Source organism: Pseudomonas sp. W2I6 (assembly GCF_030815935.1).
Lineage (GTDB): Bacteria > Pseudomonadota > Gammaproteobacteria > Pseudomonadales > Pseudomonadaceae > Aquipseudomonas.
Map to the genome: position 1 here is coordinate 3,320,687 of NZ_JAUSXJ010000001.1, position 15,374 is coordinate 3,336,060.

Consider the following 15,374-nt stretch of genomic DNA (forward strand, 5'->3'; position numbering starts at 1 on the left):
TCCCTCCCCCTACGAGCCTGTTTATGCCCATGTCCTACGATGGTTTGTCCCGCGCCAGCGCCAGCAGCGTCGGCGTTGATCCCGAGCACCTGATTGCCTTTCTCGATGAAGTGAAAGCGGCCGGCCTCGACCTGCAAGGCCTGATGCTGCACCGCCACGGCCACGTAGTCGCCGAAGGCTGGAGCTGGCCGGTGGACCCCAACGAGCCACGGGTATTGCACTCCGTGGCCAAGAGCTTCACCGCCTGCGCCATTGGCCTGGCCGTGGATGAAGGCTTGCTGAAACTGGATGACCGGCTGGTGGCGTTCTTTCCGGAGTGTGTGCCGGTGGGTGCCGACCCGCGCCTGGCGGACATGACCGTAGAACACCTGCTGACCATGCGCACCGGCCACGCCGCCAATACCTCGGGTTCAGTGTGGCGGGGGATCGAGACCAGCTGGATTGCCGAGTTCTTCAAAATCCCGCTGGCCTATGCACCGGGCACCACCTACGTCTATACGAGTGCGGCCAGCTACATGCTCTCGGCGCTGATCAATAAGGTCACCGGGCAAACCTTGCACGCGTACCTCAAGCCCCGGCTGTTTGTACCGCTGGATATCCATAATGAAAGCTGGGACATCGGCCCCGATGGCGTGAATCCCGGCGGCAATGGCTTGAAGGCGCCGACCTCGGCCATGCTCAAGCTCGGTGTGCTGCATGCACAAGGCGGCGTGTGGCATGGCAAGCAGGTTCTACCGGCGGCCTGGGTTGCAGCGGCCACCCGACCACAAGGCGGGCCGGACAGCCGCTACGGTTATCACTGGATGATGAAACCGGCACACGCCTTCAGCGCTGTCGGGGTGTTTGTGCAGATGGCGATGGTGTTCCGCGAGTACGGTGCAACGCTGGTGGTGATCGGCGGGATGAAGAATTCGGCGGAGCTGATTCCGTTTGTCGAGCGGCATTTTCCGGCGGCGTTTGGCGATGATTGCACGGTCAAACCCGAAGCGGATGCACGGTTGCAGCAACGTCTGGCGAGCATGGCACAGCGGCCTGAGTTGCTTTCAGCGTGTGCAGGGCCGAGAGATTTCACGGGCGTGTATCAGGTAGAGCCCAACGGGCTGGATGTGCAGCAATTGGCGTTCGCCGTCGAAGGCAATGTACTGCGCTTCCAACTGACCGACAGCAAGGCGACTCATGCCCTAGAGGTGGGGATTGATCACTGGATCGCCGGCACCACCAACATGCCGGGCCGGGCGTTGCACCACGGTTATGAGTTCAAGGATGCGCAGATCGTTGCCGGCGCGCGCTGGCTGGATACCAGGACGCTGGAGATGACCTGGATCTACCCGCAAACCGCGTTTCGCGATCGGGTGGTGTGCGGGTTTGACGGTGACCGCGTGAGCGTGGCGCGAACGGTCAACGTCAACAGTGCCGGGAAGGAGCAGGAAGTCTTAGTCGGGAACAGCCGGTAATGCTCGCTTGTGGGCGGTCTTGAGGTAGGCGCTCTCGACAATCGCCCTCACCCGCTCACTCACTGCCTCGCCCATCAGGTAGCGGTCGATCTCGTCATAGCTGCAGCCATACGCCAACTCATCCGGCTTGCCCGGTGCCAGTTCTTCCAGGTCGGCAGTCGGTGCCTTAGCCACCAACTGCCGTGGCCCGCCAAGGGCGCTGGCCAGCAGGCGCACCTGGGTCTTGGTCAGCCCTGAGAGCGGCGCCAGGTCGCAGGCGCCGTCACCGAACTTGGTAAAAAATCCCATCAGCGCCTCCGCGCCATGGTCGGTGCCCACCACCAGGCCGTTGTGCAGGTTCGCCACGGCGTACTGCGCCATCATCCGCGCCCGGGCCTTGACGTTGCCCTTGATAAAGTCGATGCGTTCAGCGCTGGCTTGCGCGGCAGACAGGCTGCCCATCAGCCCGTCGACGCAGGCGGCGATGTTCAGCGTCTCGATCCGGTCCGGTGCGATAAAGTCCAGGGAAGCCTGGGCGTCGCGCTCGTCCGCCTGGGTTTTATAGGGCAGGCGCATGGCAATAAACCGCGCCTCGTAGTCTTCGTTGCGCAGTTGTTCCACTGCCAGTTGGCACAGGCGCCCGGCGGTCAGTGAGTCGACACCGCCGCTGATGCCCAGCACCAGCGCATGGCAGCCGGACTGGCGCAAGGTGCCCTTGATGAAGTCGATGCGCCGTTGCAGCTCAGCGCCCTCGCCTCCCTTGCCGAGCAGCCGGTTGATCTTCAGTTCTTGTGCGATACGTGCCTGAGTGTCCATGTCACACCCCCAGTTGCGGATTGACGTTGCCGACGTTGAACACCTGCGCCGCATACTGCAGGAACGAGGCGTCTTCGCAGACGTTCTTGATCGGGTCATCGGAGAATTTCACCACCGGCTCGCCGTGCACCCGCACCAGTTTCATCACGATGCTCAGCGGCTCCACTCCGTCGACATCACAGGCCAGGCTGGTGCCCATGCCAAAGCCGAACTTGGCCTTGCCCCGCACGTGCCGCAGTATCGGCAGGCATTTCTCGAAATTCAGGCCATCGGAGAACATCAGGTCCTTGGTCATCGGGTCGATGCCCAGCTCCTTGTAGCGGGCCAACACCTTGTCGGCCCAGACGATCGGGTCACCGGAGTCCTGGCGCAAACCGTCGTACAGTTTGGCAAAGTACAGGTCGAAATCCTTGAGGAAAAAGTCGGTGCTGATGCAGTCGGTCAGGGCGATACCCAAGCGCCCACGGTATTCGCGCACCCAGTTTTCCAGCGCCGCATTCTGGCTTTCCCGCAGCCGCCCCAGTTGCTGGTGCACCATCAGCCACTGGTGGGCCATGGTGCCGATCAGCGGCAGGTCGAATTCGTAGGCCAGGTGCGCATTGCTGGTGCCGATGAACTGGCCGGGAAAGTCGCGGCGCATGATGTCGACCACTTCACGCTGGGCCTTGAACGACAACCGTCGGCGGGTGGAGAAGTCCGAGACACGCAGGTCGGCCAGTTCGTCGCGGGTGAGGTTTTTCTCCAGCCAGTCGAATTTCTGGTAGAGCTTGCGGGTGACGTCTTCGAGGCTGACGTCGGGGTATTTGTCGCGGTTGCGCAGCTCGCTGACCAGGGCCAATACCGGCTGTTCGAACATGATGCAGTGCAGCATCGGGCCGACCACGCGTACGTTCAGTTGGCCGTCGATTTCACTGACGTGGATATAGCGCAGGTTGAAGCGGAACAGCCCCAGGAAGCGCTCGAAATCCGGGGTCAAGTACTCACGGCGCTGGTTGAACAGAAAGCGCAGCTCGCCTTCGCGCATGCTGAGGCCGGCGAGTTTTTCCAGCTCCACCCGCAGCTCGGGAATCAGGTGCCCCAGTTTCTCTCTGGAGCGGACGATGAACTGGTATTCCACATCGACATTCGGGTGCTGGTGCAATACGGCCTGCATCATGGTGAAGGTGTAGTAGTCGGTGTCCAGCAGGCCCTGGATCACAGCGTTTTCGTAGTCGTATGCACTTTCCATGAGGTACTCCTTAACGCGCGGCCATCGCGACCAGTTCTTCCCGATTGCGGGTAATTACAACGCCTGCTTGTTGCAGATGGCTGACCGCCTGCACACCGCCCTCCTCGCTGATGCCACGGCATGCCGGCAGGTGCAGGATCACCTCGAAACCGGCCTTGAGCAGTTGCAAGGCGGTGGTCTTGACGCAGTAGTCCAGGGCCAGGCCGCCGACAATCACACGCTGGATGCCTTGGGCATTGAGGTATTCGATAACGCCGGTGGAGAGTTTGTCGTGGAGGTCGTGGTAGCAGGCGCCGTAGGGATGCAGGTCGGGTTCGACGCCCTTCCAGATGAAGTAGTCGTAGTCATAGGGCGTGGGCAATTCGTCCAACAGGGTGAAACCTTCGGTGCCGGGCACACAGTGGGCGACCCAGGTGACATCGGCATGTACCAGCCCGGTGGGTTGCAGCATCTGGCTGTGCTGTTGCACCACCCAGGGCGCGTGCGGGGTATGGGCGTCCTTGCTGCCGACACGGCGCGCGGCGAGGCTGGCCATGTAATTGAGCTCGGCGCCGATCTGGTCACCGCCAGCGACCGGCAATTCGTTGGGGCACAGCGGTGTGAAGCTCTTCTGGGCGTCAACGTCGAATGAGGCGATAGCGTTCTTAGAGACGGTCATGGTCGTGTTCTCCTGTGGCCTGGATATAAAAGTACACGTCATGTACTTTCATGGCAACAAACATTTTGTTATCTATGCTGGATCAAGTACACGACACACCCGTTTGATCCGTTAGACTGTGCCCCACCGCTGCCAACAGGACCCGACATGCCAGACCACGCCCCAACCCTTAGCGCCTACCTGCACACCGTGGACTTGTGCGTGCTGTTCTATTGCCGTGCATCCGGGGAACTGAAGATATTGCTCAACCAGCGCGACGCCGAGCCCTTCGCCGGGCACTGGGCCTTGCCCGGTGTAGTGGTGAATGGCGGCGTGCAAGATCTGAGCCTGCAGGATGCCGTGGAGCGGTTGCGGGCCAGTGACAAGGTTGGGTTGCCGCTGGCCTGGTATGAGCAAGTGGGGACGGTGGGCGATGCGTTTCGCGATCCGCGCTGCTGGTCGTCGTCGACCTATTACCTGGCGATCGTGGCTGATGAGGTGGAGCTGGGGGGGCATCAAAAGTGGTGCTCTGTTGATGCCGTGGCGACTGGCGGGGTCAAGCTGCCCTTCGATCACAACGCGATTGTGGCAGCGGTACAGGAAAGGCTGTTTTCCAAGTCGCTGTACAGCAGCTTGCCATTGATGTTTTTGGGCAATGAGTTCAGTGCGCCGGAGGCGACTACGATCTTTTCGCTGGTATTGGCGCGGCCGGTGCTGAAGACCAGTATTCGCCAGCGGTTGCTGAAGTTGACCGAGGCCGGTTTTTTGCGGGAGACGGGGCGCAAGAAGCATGGCGAGGGCGGACGGCCGCAGGCGACAGTGGAGAATCTGAAGCCTGGGGCGGTGTACTTCTTTGATCGCAGCTTTGCCGAATAAGACCAAGCCCCCTTCCCAGAACAATGAAGATCAACTGTGGGAGCGGGCTTGCTCGCGAATGCGGACTGTCAGTCGCCGGATAGATTGACTGATACACCGCTTTCGCGAGCAAGCCCGCTCCCACAGTTTTTGATCTGCGATGGTTCGAGGAGCTGCGTCCCGCTCAATTCATCCAGTTGCCGCCGTCGACGTTGTAGGTCTGGGCAACCACGTAGTCGGCTTCTTTGGACGCGAGGAAAACCGCCATTCCGGTCAAATCCTCGGCAGTCCCCATCCGCCCAAACGGTACCTCTGCTCCTACGCGCTTTTTCTTCTCGCCCAGCGGCAGCCCTTCGTGCTTGGCAAACATCGCGTCCACCCCGTCCCAATGTTCGCCGTCCACCACTCCCGGCGCGATGGCGTTCACGTTGATGCCCTGTTTGATCAGATTCAGCCCCGCCGATTGCGTGAGGCTGATCACCGCCGCCTTGGTCGCGCAGTACACCGCCACCAGAGGCTCACCCCGGCGCCCGGCCTGGCTGGCCATGTTGATGATCTTGCCGCCATGCCCCTGCTTGATCATCTGCCGGGCCGCCGCCTGCAAGGTGAACAACGTACCGGCGACGTTGATCGAGAACAGCCGGTCGAAGCTCTCGCGGGTGATGTCGGTGATGGGCGCCAGGTCGAACAAGGCGGCGTTGTTGATCAGGATGTCGAGCTTGCCGGCCTGCGCCACCACGGCGGCAATCGCGGCATCGATGGACGCCTGGTCGGTGACATCCATCGCCACCGCGTAGGCTTTCGGGCCCAGCTCCGTGGCGGTGGCCCGCGCCCGCTCCAGGTTGATGTCGGCGATGGCGACGGTCGCGCCTTCGTTGATGTAGGCCTGGGCAAACGCCCGGCCAATGCCCCGCGCGCTGCCGGTGACCAGCGCACTTTTACCTTCCAGTCGTTTCATCAATGCAGTGTCCCTGAGGTGATTATTTCGGGTAGCCGGCGCGTTTCATTTCACGCTCGGTGGTGGACTGCGCCTCGGCCAGTGCCTTGTCGACCGCCATGCCGCCGGTGAGCGCTGCCGAAAACAGCTTGCCCACCGAGGTGCCGATGGCCTGGAACTCGGGGATCGTCACGTATTGGATGCCCACGTACGGCACGGGTTTGGCCGACGGGTGCGCGGGGTCGGCGTGTTGCATCATCTGCAAGGTCACCTTGGCGAACGGCGCCGCGGCCAGGTACGCCGCGTTGTAGGTGGACTGGCGCGTGCCCGGCGGTACGTTGGTGATGCCGTCCTTATCCGCTACCAGCTGGATGTATTCCTTGGAGGTGGCCCAGGTGATGAAGGCCTTGGCGGCGTCCTTGTGTTTGGAGGTGGCCGGGATTGCCAGGGACCAGGCGTACAGCCACGACGAACCCTTGTCGGTGACCTCGGTGGGTGCGGCGGCAAAACCCACGCTGTCGGCGACTTTGCTTTGGGTTTTGTCGGTGGTGAACGAGCCGGCAACGCTGGCGTCGACCCAGATCGCGCATTTGCCGCTGTTGAACAGCGCCAGGGTTTCGTTGAAACCGTTGCTGGAGACGCCCGGCGGGCCATAGTTTTTCAGGGTGTTGACGTAGAAGTTCGCCGCCGCCGTCCACTCGGGACTGGTCAGCTCGGGTTTCCATTGTTCGTCGAACCAGCGTGCACCAAAGGCGTTGGCCATGGTGCTCAGCAACGCGATGTTTTCACCCCAGCCGGCCTTGCCCCGCAGGCACATGCCGTATTGGTCCTTGGCGGGCTGGTTGAGCTTGGCGGCGAACTCGCCCAGTTGGGTCCAGGTCGGATGCTCGGGCATCGCCAGGCCGGCCTGCTTGAACAGGTCGGTGCGGTAATAGGTGACGGTGCTTTCGCCATAGAACGGCAACGCGTAGAGGGTGTTGTTCACCGACAGGCCCTGGCGTACCGCGGGGAAGATGTCTTCCACGTCGTAGTCGGCGGGCAGCGGCGTGATCGGTTCCAGCCAGTGCTTGGCGCCCCACAACGGGGTTTCGTAGGTGCCGATGGTCAGTACGTCGAATTGGCCGCCCTGGGTCGCGATGTCGGTGGTGAGGCGTTGGCGCAGGACGTTTTCTTCGAGCACCACCCAGTTTAGTTTCACCTCGGGGTGCTGCTGTTCGAACACCTTGGACAGGCGCTGCATGCGGATCATGTCGCTGTTGTTGACCGTGGCGATGGTCACGGTTTCGGCAGCATGTGCGGCCATCGCGAGCGTGAGGCCGGAGAGCAGGAACAGCGCTTTCGGAATCTTGAGCATGGCGGTTTCCACTTATTGTTTTTGTTGTTGACGGCCCGATTACAGCAGCTTGCCCGGAGCCGGACAAACGAATGGCGGATGCCTGGCTGATACTTTTTTAACCGCATCGCCAAGATCAAAAAAGTATCAGTGGCGGGCAAAATCCGGGGTAGCGGCTACTTGGACAAAGGGCGTATTTTGGTGCGATTCTAAAAAGCCCAGAAGGGCCAAGCCCATGCCAGCAAGCCGATCCGCCCTTTTCGAGCAACGCCCCGCCGAGCTGGAAGTGATTCTGGCCGAGCCCGAGCATGGCTTTCGCTGGTACGAACATGACTATCCGTTCGAGCTGGCCCGCTGGAACCATCACCCCGAATTTGAAATCCACCTGATCCGCCAGGGCAGCGGCAAGCTCGTGGCGGGCGACTATATCGGTGCGTTTGGCGCCGGCCATGTCGCACTGATCGGCCCCGACCTGCCCCACGACTGGATCGGCGACCTGGCCCCCGGCGAGTACCTGACGGGGCGCGATGTGGTGTTGCAGTTCGACGGCGCCGCATTGCTGGCCCTGCGCACCACGCTGCCCGAGCTGGGCGACCTGCAAGGCCTGTTTGACCGGGCCCGGCGCGGCCTGGAATTCACCGGTGAAACCGCCCTGAAGGCTGCGCACCTGCTGGAGTCCATCGGCCCCGCCGAGGGCCTGGCGCGCCTGATTCTGTTCATCCAGTTACTGCATACCTTAGGGCAGGCGCCCTCCGGGGAAGCCCATTGCCTGGCCAGTGTCTGCTACACGCCAAGCCTGGATGCCCGCAGCTCGGAGCGTATCCACAAGGCCTTCGAATACCTGATGACGGAATTGACCGGCGACCTGCGGCTGTCGGTGATCGCCCAACGGCTGGACATGAGCGAACCGGGCTTCTCGCGTTTTTTCAAGCGCGTCACCGGTCACGGCTTTATCGACCTGATGCGCAAGTTCCGGGTGCAGCGCGCCTGCCGCCTGTTGCTGCAAAGCGAAATGTCAGTGGCCGATATCTGCTTTGAAGTGGGTTACGCCAACCTCTCCAACTTCAACCGGCACTTTCGCATCGAGATGAACCAGACGCCCAGCGAATATCGCCGGGAAACCGCGATGTACCTGTTTAACCGCAATGATGATCAGGCGCTGCCGTTTACCAAGGCACATTGAGCCAGGCGTGCCACTTCCAGCTCCCTATCGGCGCGGTGTCGCTGGTCATCCTCCAGAAACCACGCCGCCGACAAACCGGCGTGCGCCACCACCCATTGCAACAGGCGCTGGCGCTCCAGGCCCGCAGCCCCGGCGATGATCTCGACCTGGCGTGTAAATCGCGCCGGATCGGTGCAAGTGGGCAAATCCGGATTGCAGATCAAATTCGCGTAGTCATAGCCACGCTCGCCGGCCACCCGCTTGGGATCAATCGCCAGCCAGCCCCGGGGGCCGAAATCGAGGATGTTGTCGTGGTGCACATCACCGTGCAGCACCACCGGTTCCTGAGGTGACGCCAGCAGGCTGCGCGCCGTGGCGGCACACTCGCGTATCCGCCCGCCTTTACCCTCAGCGGCGAGCCACAGGGAGCGGAACCAGAGCTCCAATGAGTGCAAGCCCGCCGGTGGCGACGGGCGCGGCGCATGCAACAACGCCACGGTGGCGCAGGCAATGCGGCTGGCTTCATCGTCCTGACCGTTGAGGGCCATGTGCATCAGCGAACCCGGGCCGGTTGCGCGCTCCATCACCACGGCATCGCCGTCATGGAAAAACACGCGGGCGGCGCCCTTGCCGGCCCACCAAGTCATCAACTCGCCGCCGAGCTTTTCCTCGGGCTCGCGGGCGATCTTGAGCATCGCCGGCTGCCCATCCCAGCGCACCGGCAGCAGGTCGCTGCCGGGGGTGATGATGGCGTCATCCTCGGGTGTCAGGTTCCAGCGTTTCAAATAGTGATCGAACATCGGGCGGCTCCCAGTGCGAGGTCCTGCAGGATGCCACACACGCCTTTACCCGGTCCGTTACGTTTCTGACCAAAAGGCCGACTATTTCCCACTTTTCTCAATTCCTTCATGCAATTGACACAAATTGGTACAACCTGTGCAAACGTTTGCGGAACGAACTTGGCAACCAGGTTCACCTCAACCCGAAGAATCGGGCCCCAACCGCGTACGAACAGGGATTTTCAATGCAACCCACTTCCAGACGATCCGCGTCGGCTACCCCTTTTGCTGTTTCCCTGCTACTGGCTGCCGTTACGGGAGTACTCAGCGGACCCATTTTGGCGCAGGAAAAACCCACCGATGACTCAGCACAGGGCGAAGCCCTGGCCCCGGAAGCCAGCCCGTCGAAAAAAGGCGTGTACCTGTCGGACTGGTTCAATCAGGACCTGACGGTGATCGGCAGCAAAGACATCAGCTTCGGCCCCAAACCCGCCGATGACGTGTACCTGGAGTACGAATACTTCGGCCGCAAGGGCCCGTTCGAACTGTATGGCTACGTCGATATCCCGAAGATCTTCGGGATCGGCAACAGCAATGACAAAGGCGCGTGGGACCACGGCTCGCCGGTGTTCATGGAGCACGAACCGCGCATCTCCATCGACTACCTGGCCGGTCGCAGCCTGGCCATCGGCCCGTTCAAGGAATGGTATGTGGCGTTTGACTGGATCTACGACCACGGCAGCAACAAGGACAACCGTGCCAACACCTTGTACAGCGGCCTGGGCACCGACATCGAGACCCACTCGCGGGTCAACCTGTCGGCCAACTTCTATGGCCGTTACCAGTGGGAAAACTACGGCGCCAGCAACGAATACTCATGGGACGGCTACCGTGCGCAGATGAAATACATCGTGCCCATCGGCAGCTTCGACAATGGTGCGTCGCTGACCTATATCGGCTTCACCAACTACGATTTCGGCTCGGATCTGCACAAAGACAACCCCGCGCGCACCGCCAACGCCCTGGTTGCAACAAACGTGCTGTTGTATTCGTTCACTCACCTGCGTTTCACCCTGGTAGGCCGTTACTTCCACAACGGCGGCAACTGGGAAGACGGCAGCGAGCTGAACTTTGGCGACGGTAATTTCCGCGCCCGCTCCAACGGCTGGGGTTACTACGCCGGTGTGGGCTATCAATTCTGAGTGTGAACAAGGAGCAGTAGATGAAGACCTTTACCCGCCTTTCAATCGCCATCGGACTGGCCGCCGGGGCGCTGTTGCCGCACGTCGTGCTGGCTGATGCCCCGGCACCGATCAAGCCCAAGGTGATGCTGATCACCATGTTCGCCCCCGAAGCGCAGAACTGGATCGATCGCCTGGAACTCAAGCAGGAAGTTCGCGTGCCAGGCCTGTCGGCCGAGTATCCAGTGATCCGCTGCAACACCCAGGACGTGTGCCTGCTGGTGACCGGCATGGGCCAGACCAACGCTGCCGCCTCGACCCTGGCGCTAGCGTTGTCGCCCAAGTTCGATCTGCGCCAGAGCTACTTCCTGATCGCCGGGATCGCCGGGATCAACCCGCACCATGGCACCATCGGCACCGCCGCGTGGGCCCATTACCTGGTGGAATTCGGAACCCAATGGGAACTGGATTCACGGGACGCGCCGAAGGACTGGCCGACCGGCTATATCGGCATCAATACCAAGGGGCCGAACGAGAAGCCGCCGCTGGACTACAAGACCGAAGTGTTCGAGCTCAATCCCAAGCTGCAAGCCAAGGCGTTTGCGCTGTCGCAAAAAGTCGAGCTCAGTGAAAGCAAGGAGTCCACGGCCTGGCGCAAACACTATCCGTACGCGCCGGCCAATCAGCCGCCGCAGGTCACCCAGTGCGACACCCTGGCGGGCAATACCTGGTTCTCCGGGACGCGCCTGAGTGAGCGCGCCGAGGTCTGGACCAAATTGCTGACGGACAATAAAGGCGTGTACTGCACCACCCAGCAGGAAGACAACTCCACCTATGAAGCGTTGCTGCGAGCCAGCCGCGAAGGTTTGGTGGATATCCAGCGGTTGGCCGTCGTGCGGGCGGGTTCCGACTTTGACCGGCCATACCCGGGCTACAGCGAAGTGGACAACCTGCTGAAGTATGCGGACCAGGGCGGATTTGTACCGGCGCTGGAGAACCTGTATCGCACTGGTAATCCGCTGGTGCAGGCAATTCTGAAGAACTGGTCGGCGTGGGAAAAAGGCGTTCCCGAAGCCTGAACAAAGATCAAATGTGGGAGCGGGCTTGCTCGCGAAAGCGGTGGATCAGTGCCGAATGTATTGGCTGACACACCGTATTCGCGAGCAAGCCCGCTCCCACACAAGCCCGTTCCCACACAAGCCCGCGCCCACAATAAGCGGGTCAGGGCAGGAAGATAATCTTGTCGGCACTGCCCTGGTTCACTTGCTCAAAGCACTTCACACCGTCCGCCAGCGACACTTCTCGCAAACCGGTCGGCAGCGGCAACAAGTCCTCATCGAAGAACCGCCCGAACTGCTCCAGCATCACGGCGCATTGCTCGCAGTTGTAGAGCAGCGAATTGATCCCCACCACCGAACCACCCTTGCGATACAACGCCAGGGCCGGCAGTTGCACGTGCCCGTCAACCGGCGCGGCGATGATTGCGATACGGCCAAAAGGTGCCAGCGCCGCCACCGCTGCCGGCAACCAGAAGCCGGTGGTGTCAAAGATCACATCGGCGCCCGTACCGAACAGCGCATTAACCTGCCCTCCCAGCGCTTCCGGCTGGCCCAGTAACAGCCCCTCGAAACCCAGCTCGCGCAAGGCCTCGACCTGTTCCGGGCGACGCACGGCCCCGAGCACCTGGGCCCCACGAATCTTCGCCAGGGCCAAAGCCGCGCTGCCTACAGCCCCATTGGCACCAATCACCAGCAAGCGCGTGCCTTTGGTTACACCGCTGCGCTCAAGCGCATCCCACGCCGTGGTGTACGGCACGCCGAGACTGGCGGCCTGGGCAAAGCTCAGATGGCTGGGCTTGTGCGCCACGCCCTTGGCCGACACGGTGAGGTACTGGGCGTGGGAACCGTCGGCGAAAAAACCCAGGTCGCGACCGGTGCCCCAGACTTCCTGGCCAACGAGTTCCTGCGGACCTTCCACCACCACCCCGGCAAAGTCCCGCCCGGGAATGCGTGGCAAGGTGGTGTAGGGGAAACGCCCGAGCACGTTCTTCACGTCGCTGGGGTTCAGCCCGGCAGCCTTGATCTGCACCAGGACTTCACCGGCCGCCGGCACCGGCGTGGCGACATCAACGTAAGCAAGGGCAGCGAGATCGCCGGTGGCGGAAAATTGCAGTGCTTTCATGACCAATATCCATCGAGGTTAAAAAGGGTTTCAGGAGAACCAGGCGCTGACCATTTGCCGGCCCATGGGCCAGAGCTTCTCGCCCATCAGCATGCCCATCAGCCCGATCAGGGCGATGGCAGGAGGCGCAGGCGAGCGAAAGTCCAGGGCACCGTAAATCACGCCGACCAACAGGCCGATGGCCAAGGAAATCAGGTAATTCATGGAACACTCCGCAGCAAGGGTTGAGGCGGTCAGTGTAGGGGGCCTGAAACCGAAGCATCGGCCAAGTGCTTCAGGATTTCGGCCAAGCCTCAGACGGGATACTGCGACGGCGCCATCCCCAGTTCACGGCGAAACATGTCGCTGAAACTGCTCGGCGAATAACCCAGGGAACGGGCGATCGCGCTGACCGACTGGCCCTGGATCAACTCGGCCACGGCGGTGGCCAACTGCACCTGGCGGCGCCACTCGGCAAAGCCCATGCCCAGGCTGTTCTGGAACAGCCGGGCCAGGGTGCGTACGCTGGCGCCGGCGGCTTCGGCGTGCTGCTCAAAGGGAATGTCCAGGGACGGTGACGCCATCACCGCCTGGCAGGCGCTGGTCAGGCGTCGGTCGGCGCCCACGGGCAAGGCGATACGGATCGGCGAGCGCCGGGCCCGTTGCAGTTCCAGCAGGGCCAGGCCGACCACGGCTTCGTAATAGGCCTGGTCCCCCTTGTCGCCCTGCTCCACCAGCGCCACGATCAGTTCGCGCAGCAGCCCGCCGACCTCGATCACTTGCACCTGGCTGTCCAGGGTCGCTGCCAGCGCCGGGCGCAGGTAAATGTTGCGCATCTGCAAGTCCGACACCACGCGAATCCCATGCTCGACACCCGGCGGCAGCCACACCGCGCGCTGGGGCGGCACCACCAGCGCTTCCTGGGGTGTCTCGACCCACATCACGCCGCTCATGGCATACAGCAACTGGCCCCAATCGTGTTGATGGGGCTCGACATACAACCCACGCGGGTAGGTGCGCGCCAAGGGTTGCACGGGGACGGCGTGATCACTGAGGTCGGGAGGCGCGGCAAGGGCCATGGAAGACACATCGTTCAAGGATGGAGCGCCATGATAAGACGTGAACCGGATGATCCGAGTGAATTTTTACCACCTGCGCAGGGTCACTTAAAGACACAAGGAGGGTTTACGGATCCATGACTAACGCAAAACTTTTCGTGATCGACTACACGCTGCATGGCCAGCCCAAGTCATTCATCATCCGCCTGGAAAAACTCGACAACGCCGAAGCCTGGCATTGGGCGAGCTGCGACGCCGGCGTAGGCCGCATCGGGCGCTTTGCCCGTGAGCAGGTGAAGAAGACGAGCCAGCCCCAGGCCGAGAAATTCGGCATCGAAAACGTGCAATGGCGCCGCTCGGATGCGCGCCCCAGCGCGTGAAACAGTAGGAGCGAGCTTGCTCGCGAAGGTCGTTAACGATGACGCGGGGCACCTGGTGCTCCGCGTCGCTCTCGGGTGTTTCGCGAGCAAGCTCGCTCCTACAGGAGGCAGCCAGCGTTAGCCGTGCGCCGACTTGGCACACTCGCACCCGGTCGCCGAAGCACAAGGCTCGCCATGGGCATGATGCTCGGCGCAGCCTTGGCAGCAATAGCCCTTGCCATCCTTCATCACCGCGTTTTTCCCCAACTGGCAGTTGCAGTGGGGGCAGGCACATGTTTTCTCTTGCATGGTCAGACTCCTTTTTCGTGGTCGTCCAGGTGCGGCGAACGCCGACACCTCAAGCAATGACTATAGGCAACGATTCAAGGTTCAAAGGCCCGTCAGTCAGCCCGACGAGCGTTGCTGCGGTACATGAACACCAGGGCCAGCGCGAGGCACAGCATCGCCACGATGCGGCTGCCGGACAGTTCGATCGCCGGGTTGCCGAGCCAGCCGAAGTTATCGATCAGCATGCCCATGCCCAACTGCCCGACAATCACCGCCACCGTCGCCACTGCCGTGCCGACAATCGGGACCGCGCCGACCATCACCATCATGTACACCACCCCGAACAACGCCCCGGTCAGTTGCCACTTCGGCACGTCCAGCAGGCTGACCGCGTGGGCGGGCTCAAAGAACAGAATCAGCAATCCGGTACTGATCGCGCCCACGACAAAGGTCAGCAGGCTGCTGCGCAATACGCCCACCGCCTGCCCGAGGCGGCCATTGATGGCGGCCTGCACACTCAATACCGCACCAGCGGCCACTACCAATACCAACAACAGAATCAGGTTCATCGCCTTAACCTCGCGCAATCAGAACAAGTGCCACCACAATCAACGCCAGTGCAATCCAGCGCTCCACGTTGACCCGCTTGCGGGCAGTGCCAAACCAGCCGAAGTGGTCGATCAGCACGCTCTTGCCCACCTGGCCCGACAAGATCGCAATCATGGTCATCGCGATCCCGATATGCGGGGTCGCCAGGGTCAGCACCACCACGTACATCGGCCCCAGGAAGCCACCGATCAATTGCCAGCGCGGCAGGTCGGTCAACGCCGGACCCTTTTGCGGGCCGCTGAACAGCAACAGCAGGAACAGGATCGCCGAGCCGACGCCGAAGATGCTCAAGGTCGCCCACAAGTGGCCGACCTGCACACCCAGCGGGCCCAGCAAGCCGGCCTCCACCGACAAGCCCATGCCGGCGAAGATCACCAGCGGCAATAGCAACAACCGAAGAAACGTCTTGGGCTTGGCCTGAGCCACACCCGCCACTGAAGAAGCCTGCATACATCACCTGCGCGTTAGAGAGAGGAACAATGGCGCGTATTATCCGGTGGCACTGCTGTGCGATAAATGGGAGCATGCCGACAACACCT

At 61.9% G+C, this 15,374-nt stretch carries 18 protein-coding genes; 6 read left to right on the top strand and 12 right to left on the bottom strand.

Going from position 1 to position 15,374, the window contains the following annotated elements; all coding sequences use genetic code 11:
- Positions 1–23 precede the first annotated feature (23 nt).
- Complete coding sequence (locus QF039_RS15440; protein WP_307519278.1) at positions 24–1,454, top strand: serine hydrolase; 1,431 nt, start codon at positions 24–26, stop codon at positions 1,452–1,454.
- On the opposite strand, the gene nadE is transcribed toward QF039_RS15440, so the two are convergent.
- Genes nadE through QF039_RS15455 form a run of 3 tightly spaced genes read right to left on the bottom strand, consistent with a single transcriptional unit; the run spans position 1,434 to position 4,135 of the window.
- A complete protein-coding gene (nadE, locus tag QF039_RS15445; protein ID WP_008437084.1) occupies positions 1,434–2,249 on the bottom strand; it encodes an ammonia-dependent NAD(+) synthetase in 816 nt (271 codons plus the stop codon). The two genes, QF039_RS15440 and nadE, sit on opposite strands and share 21 nt — an antisense overlap.
- 1 nt (position 2,250) lies before the next feature.
- Positions 2,251–3,477 (bottom strand): nicotinate phosphoribosyltransferase, encoded by a 1,227-nt coding sequence (gene pncB, locus QF039_RS15450; protein ID WP_003208126.1) that lies wholly within the window; start codon positions 3,475–3,477, stop codon positions 2,251–2,253.
- Between the two features lie 10 nt (positions 3,478–3,487).
- Complete coding sequence (locus QF039_RS15455) at positions 3,488–4,135, bottom strand: nicotinamidase (protein WP_307519281.1); 648 nt, start codon at positions 4,133–4,135, stop codon at positions 3,488–3,490.
- Positions 4,136–4,282: 147 nt separating this feature from the next.
- On the opposite strand from QF039_RS15455, the gene QF039_RS15460 reads away from it, so the two are divergent.
- Entirely contained in the window at positions 4,283–4,990 is a 708-nt protein-coding gene (locus QF039_RS15460) for an NUDIX hydrolase (protein ID WP_008437074.1), read from the top strand.
- Between the two features lie 163 nt (positions 4,991–5,153).
- On the opposite strand, the gene QF039_RS15465 is transcribed toward QF039_RS15460, so the two are convergent.
- Positions 5,154–5,927: an L-iditol 2-dehydrogenase gene (locus QF039_RS15465; RefSeq protein WP_003208119.1), complete on the bottom strand. Its 774-nt coding sequence runs from the start codon at positions 5,925–5,927 to the stop codon at positions 5,154–5,156.
- A 22-nt stretch (positions 5,928–5,949) separates the two neighbouring features.
- Positions 5,950–7,260, bottom strand: a complete 1,311-nt coding sequence (locus QF039_RS15470) for a sugar ABC transporter substrate-binding protein (protein ID WP_307519285.1) — start codon at positions 7,258–7,260, stop codon at positions 5,950–5,952.
- 214 nt (positions 7,261–7,474) lie between these two features.
- Between QF039_RS15470 and QF039_RS15475 the strand changes: the two genes are divergently transcribed.
- Positions 7,475–8,422, top strand: coding sequence for an AraC family transcriptional regulator (locus QF039_RS15475; RefSeq protein ID WP_307519287.1), 948 nt, complete (start codon positions 7,475–7,477; stop codon positions 8,420–8,422).
- Here the strand turns inward: QF039_RS15475 and QF039_RS15480 are convergent.
- On the bottom strand, positions 8,392–9,201 hold the full coding sequence (locus QF039_RS15480) for an aminoglycoside phosphotransferase family protein (RefSeq protein ID WP_134326842.1): 810 nt from the start codon (positions 9,199–9,201) through the stop codon (positions 8,392–8,394). The genes QF039_RS15475 and QF039_RS15480 overlap by 31 nt on opposite strands.
- Before the next feature lie 224 nt (positions 9,202–9,425).
- Between QF039_RS15480 and QF039_RS15485 the strand changes: the two genes are divergently transcribed.
- Positions 9,426–10,382: a nucleoside-specific channel-forming protein Tsx gene (locus QF039_RS15485; protein WP_307519290.1), complete on the top strand. Its 957-nt coding sequence runs from the start codon at positions 9,426–9,428 to the stop codon at positions 10,380–10,382.
- A gap of 20 nt (positions 10,383–10,402) precedes the next feature.
- Positions 10,403–11,440, top strand: coding sequence for a purine nucleoside permease (locus QF039_RS15490; protein WP_087694158.1), 1,038 nt, complete (start codon positions 10,403–10,405; stop codon positions 11,438–11,440).
- A gap of 142 nt (positions 11,441–11,582) precedes the next feature.
- Here QF039_RS15490 and QF039_RS15495 read toward each other — a convergent pair whose 3' ends face one another.
- The 3 genes from QF039_RS15495 to QF039_RS15505 form a co-directional block, all read right to left on the bottom strand.
- Positions 11,583–12,542 (bottom strand): zinc-binding alcohol dehydrogenase family protein, encoded by a 960-nt coding sequence (locus QF039_RS15495; RefSeq protein WP_307519293.1) that lies wholly within the window; start codon positions 12,540–12,542, stop codon positions 11,583–11,585.
- Between the two features lie 30 nt (positions 12,543–12,572).
- Entirely contained in the window at positions 12,573–12,746 is a 174-nt protein-coding gene (locus QF039_RS15500; protein ID WP_003208108.1) for a DUF1427 family protein, read from the bottom strand.
- Positions 12,747–12,835: 89 nt separating this feature from the next.
- Entirely contained in the window at positions 12,836–13,600 is a 765-nt protein-coding gene (locus tag QF039_RS15505; RefSeq protein WP_008437064.1) for a helix-turn-helix domain-containing protein, read from the bottom strand.
- 116 nt (positions 13,601–13,716) lie between these two features.
- On the opposite strand from QF039_RS15505, the gene QF039_RS15510 reads away from it, so the two are divergent.
- The gene (locus tag QF039_RS15510; RefSeq protein WP_003208104.1) at positions 13,717–13,959 is read left to right on the top strand and encodes a DUF6555 family protein; all 243 of its coding nucleotides are present in this window, start codon (positions 13,717–13,719) and stop codon (positions 13,957–13,959) included.
- Between the two features lie 117 nt (positions 13,960–14,076).
- Here the strand turns inward: QF039_RS15510 and QF039_RS15520 are convergent, their stop codons facing one another.
- From QF039_RS15520 to QF039_RS15530, 3 genes are all read right to left on the bottom strand, one after another.
- On the bottom strand, positions 14,077–14,247 hold the full coding sequence (locus QF039_RS15520; protein WP_008437063.1) for a metallothionein: 171 nt from the start codon (positions 14,245–14,247) through the stop codon (positions 14,077–14,079).
- Between the two features lie 92 nt (positions 14,248–14,339).
- Positions 14,340–14,795, bottom strand: a complete 456-nt coding sequence (locus QF039_RS15525) for a DMT family transporter (protein ID WP_003208100.1) — start codon at positions 14,793–14,795, stop codon at positions 14,340–14,342.
- Between the two features lie 4 nt (positions 14,796–14,799).
- Positions 14,800–15,285, bottom strand: coding sequence for a DMT family transporter (locus QF039_RS15530; RefSeq protein ID WP_008437061.1), 486 nt, complete (start codon positions 15,283–15,285; stop codon positions 14,800–14,802).
- Positions 15,286–15,374: the final 89 nt, after the last annotated feature.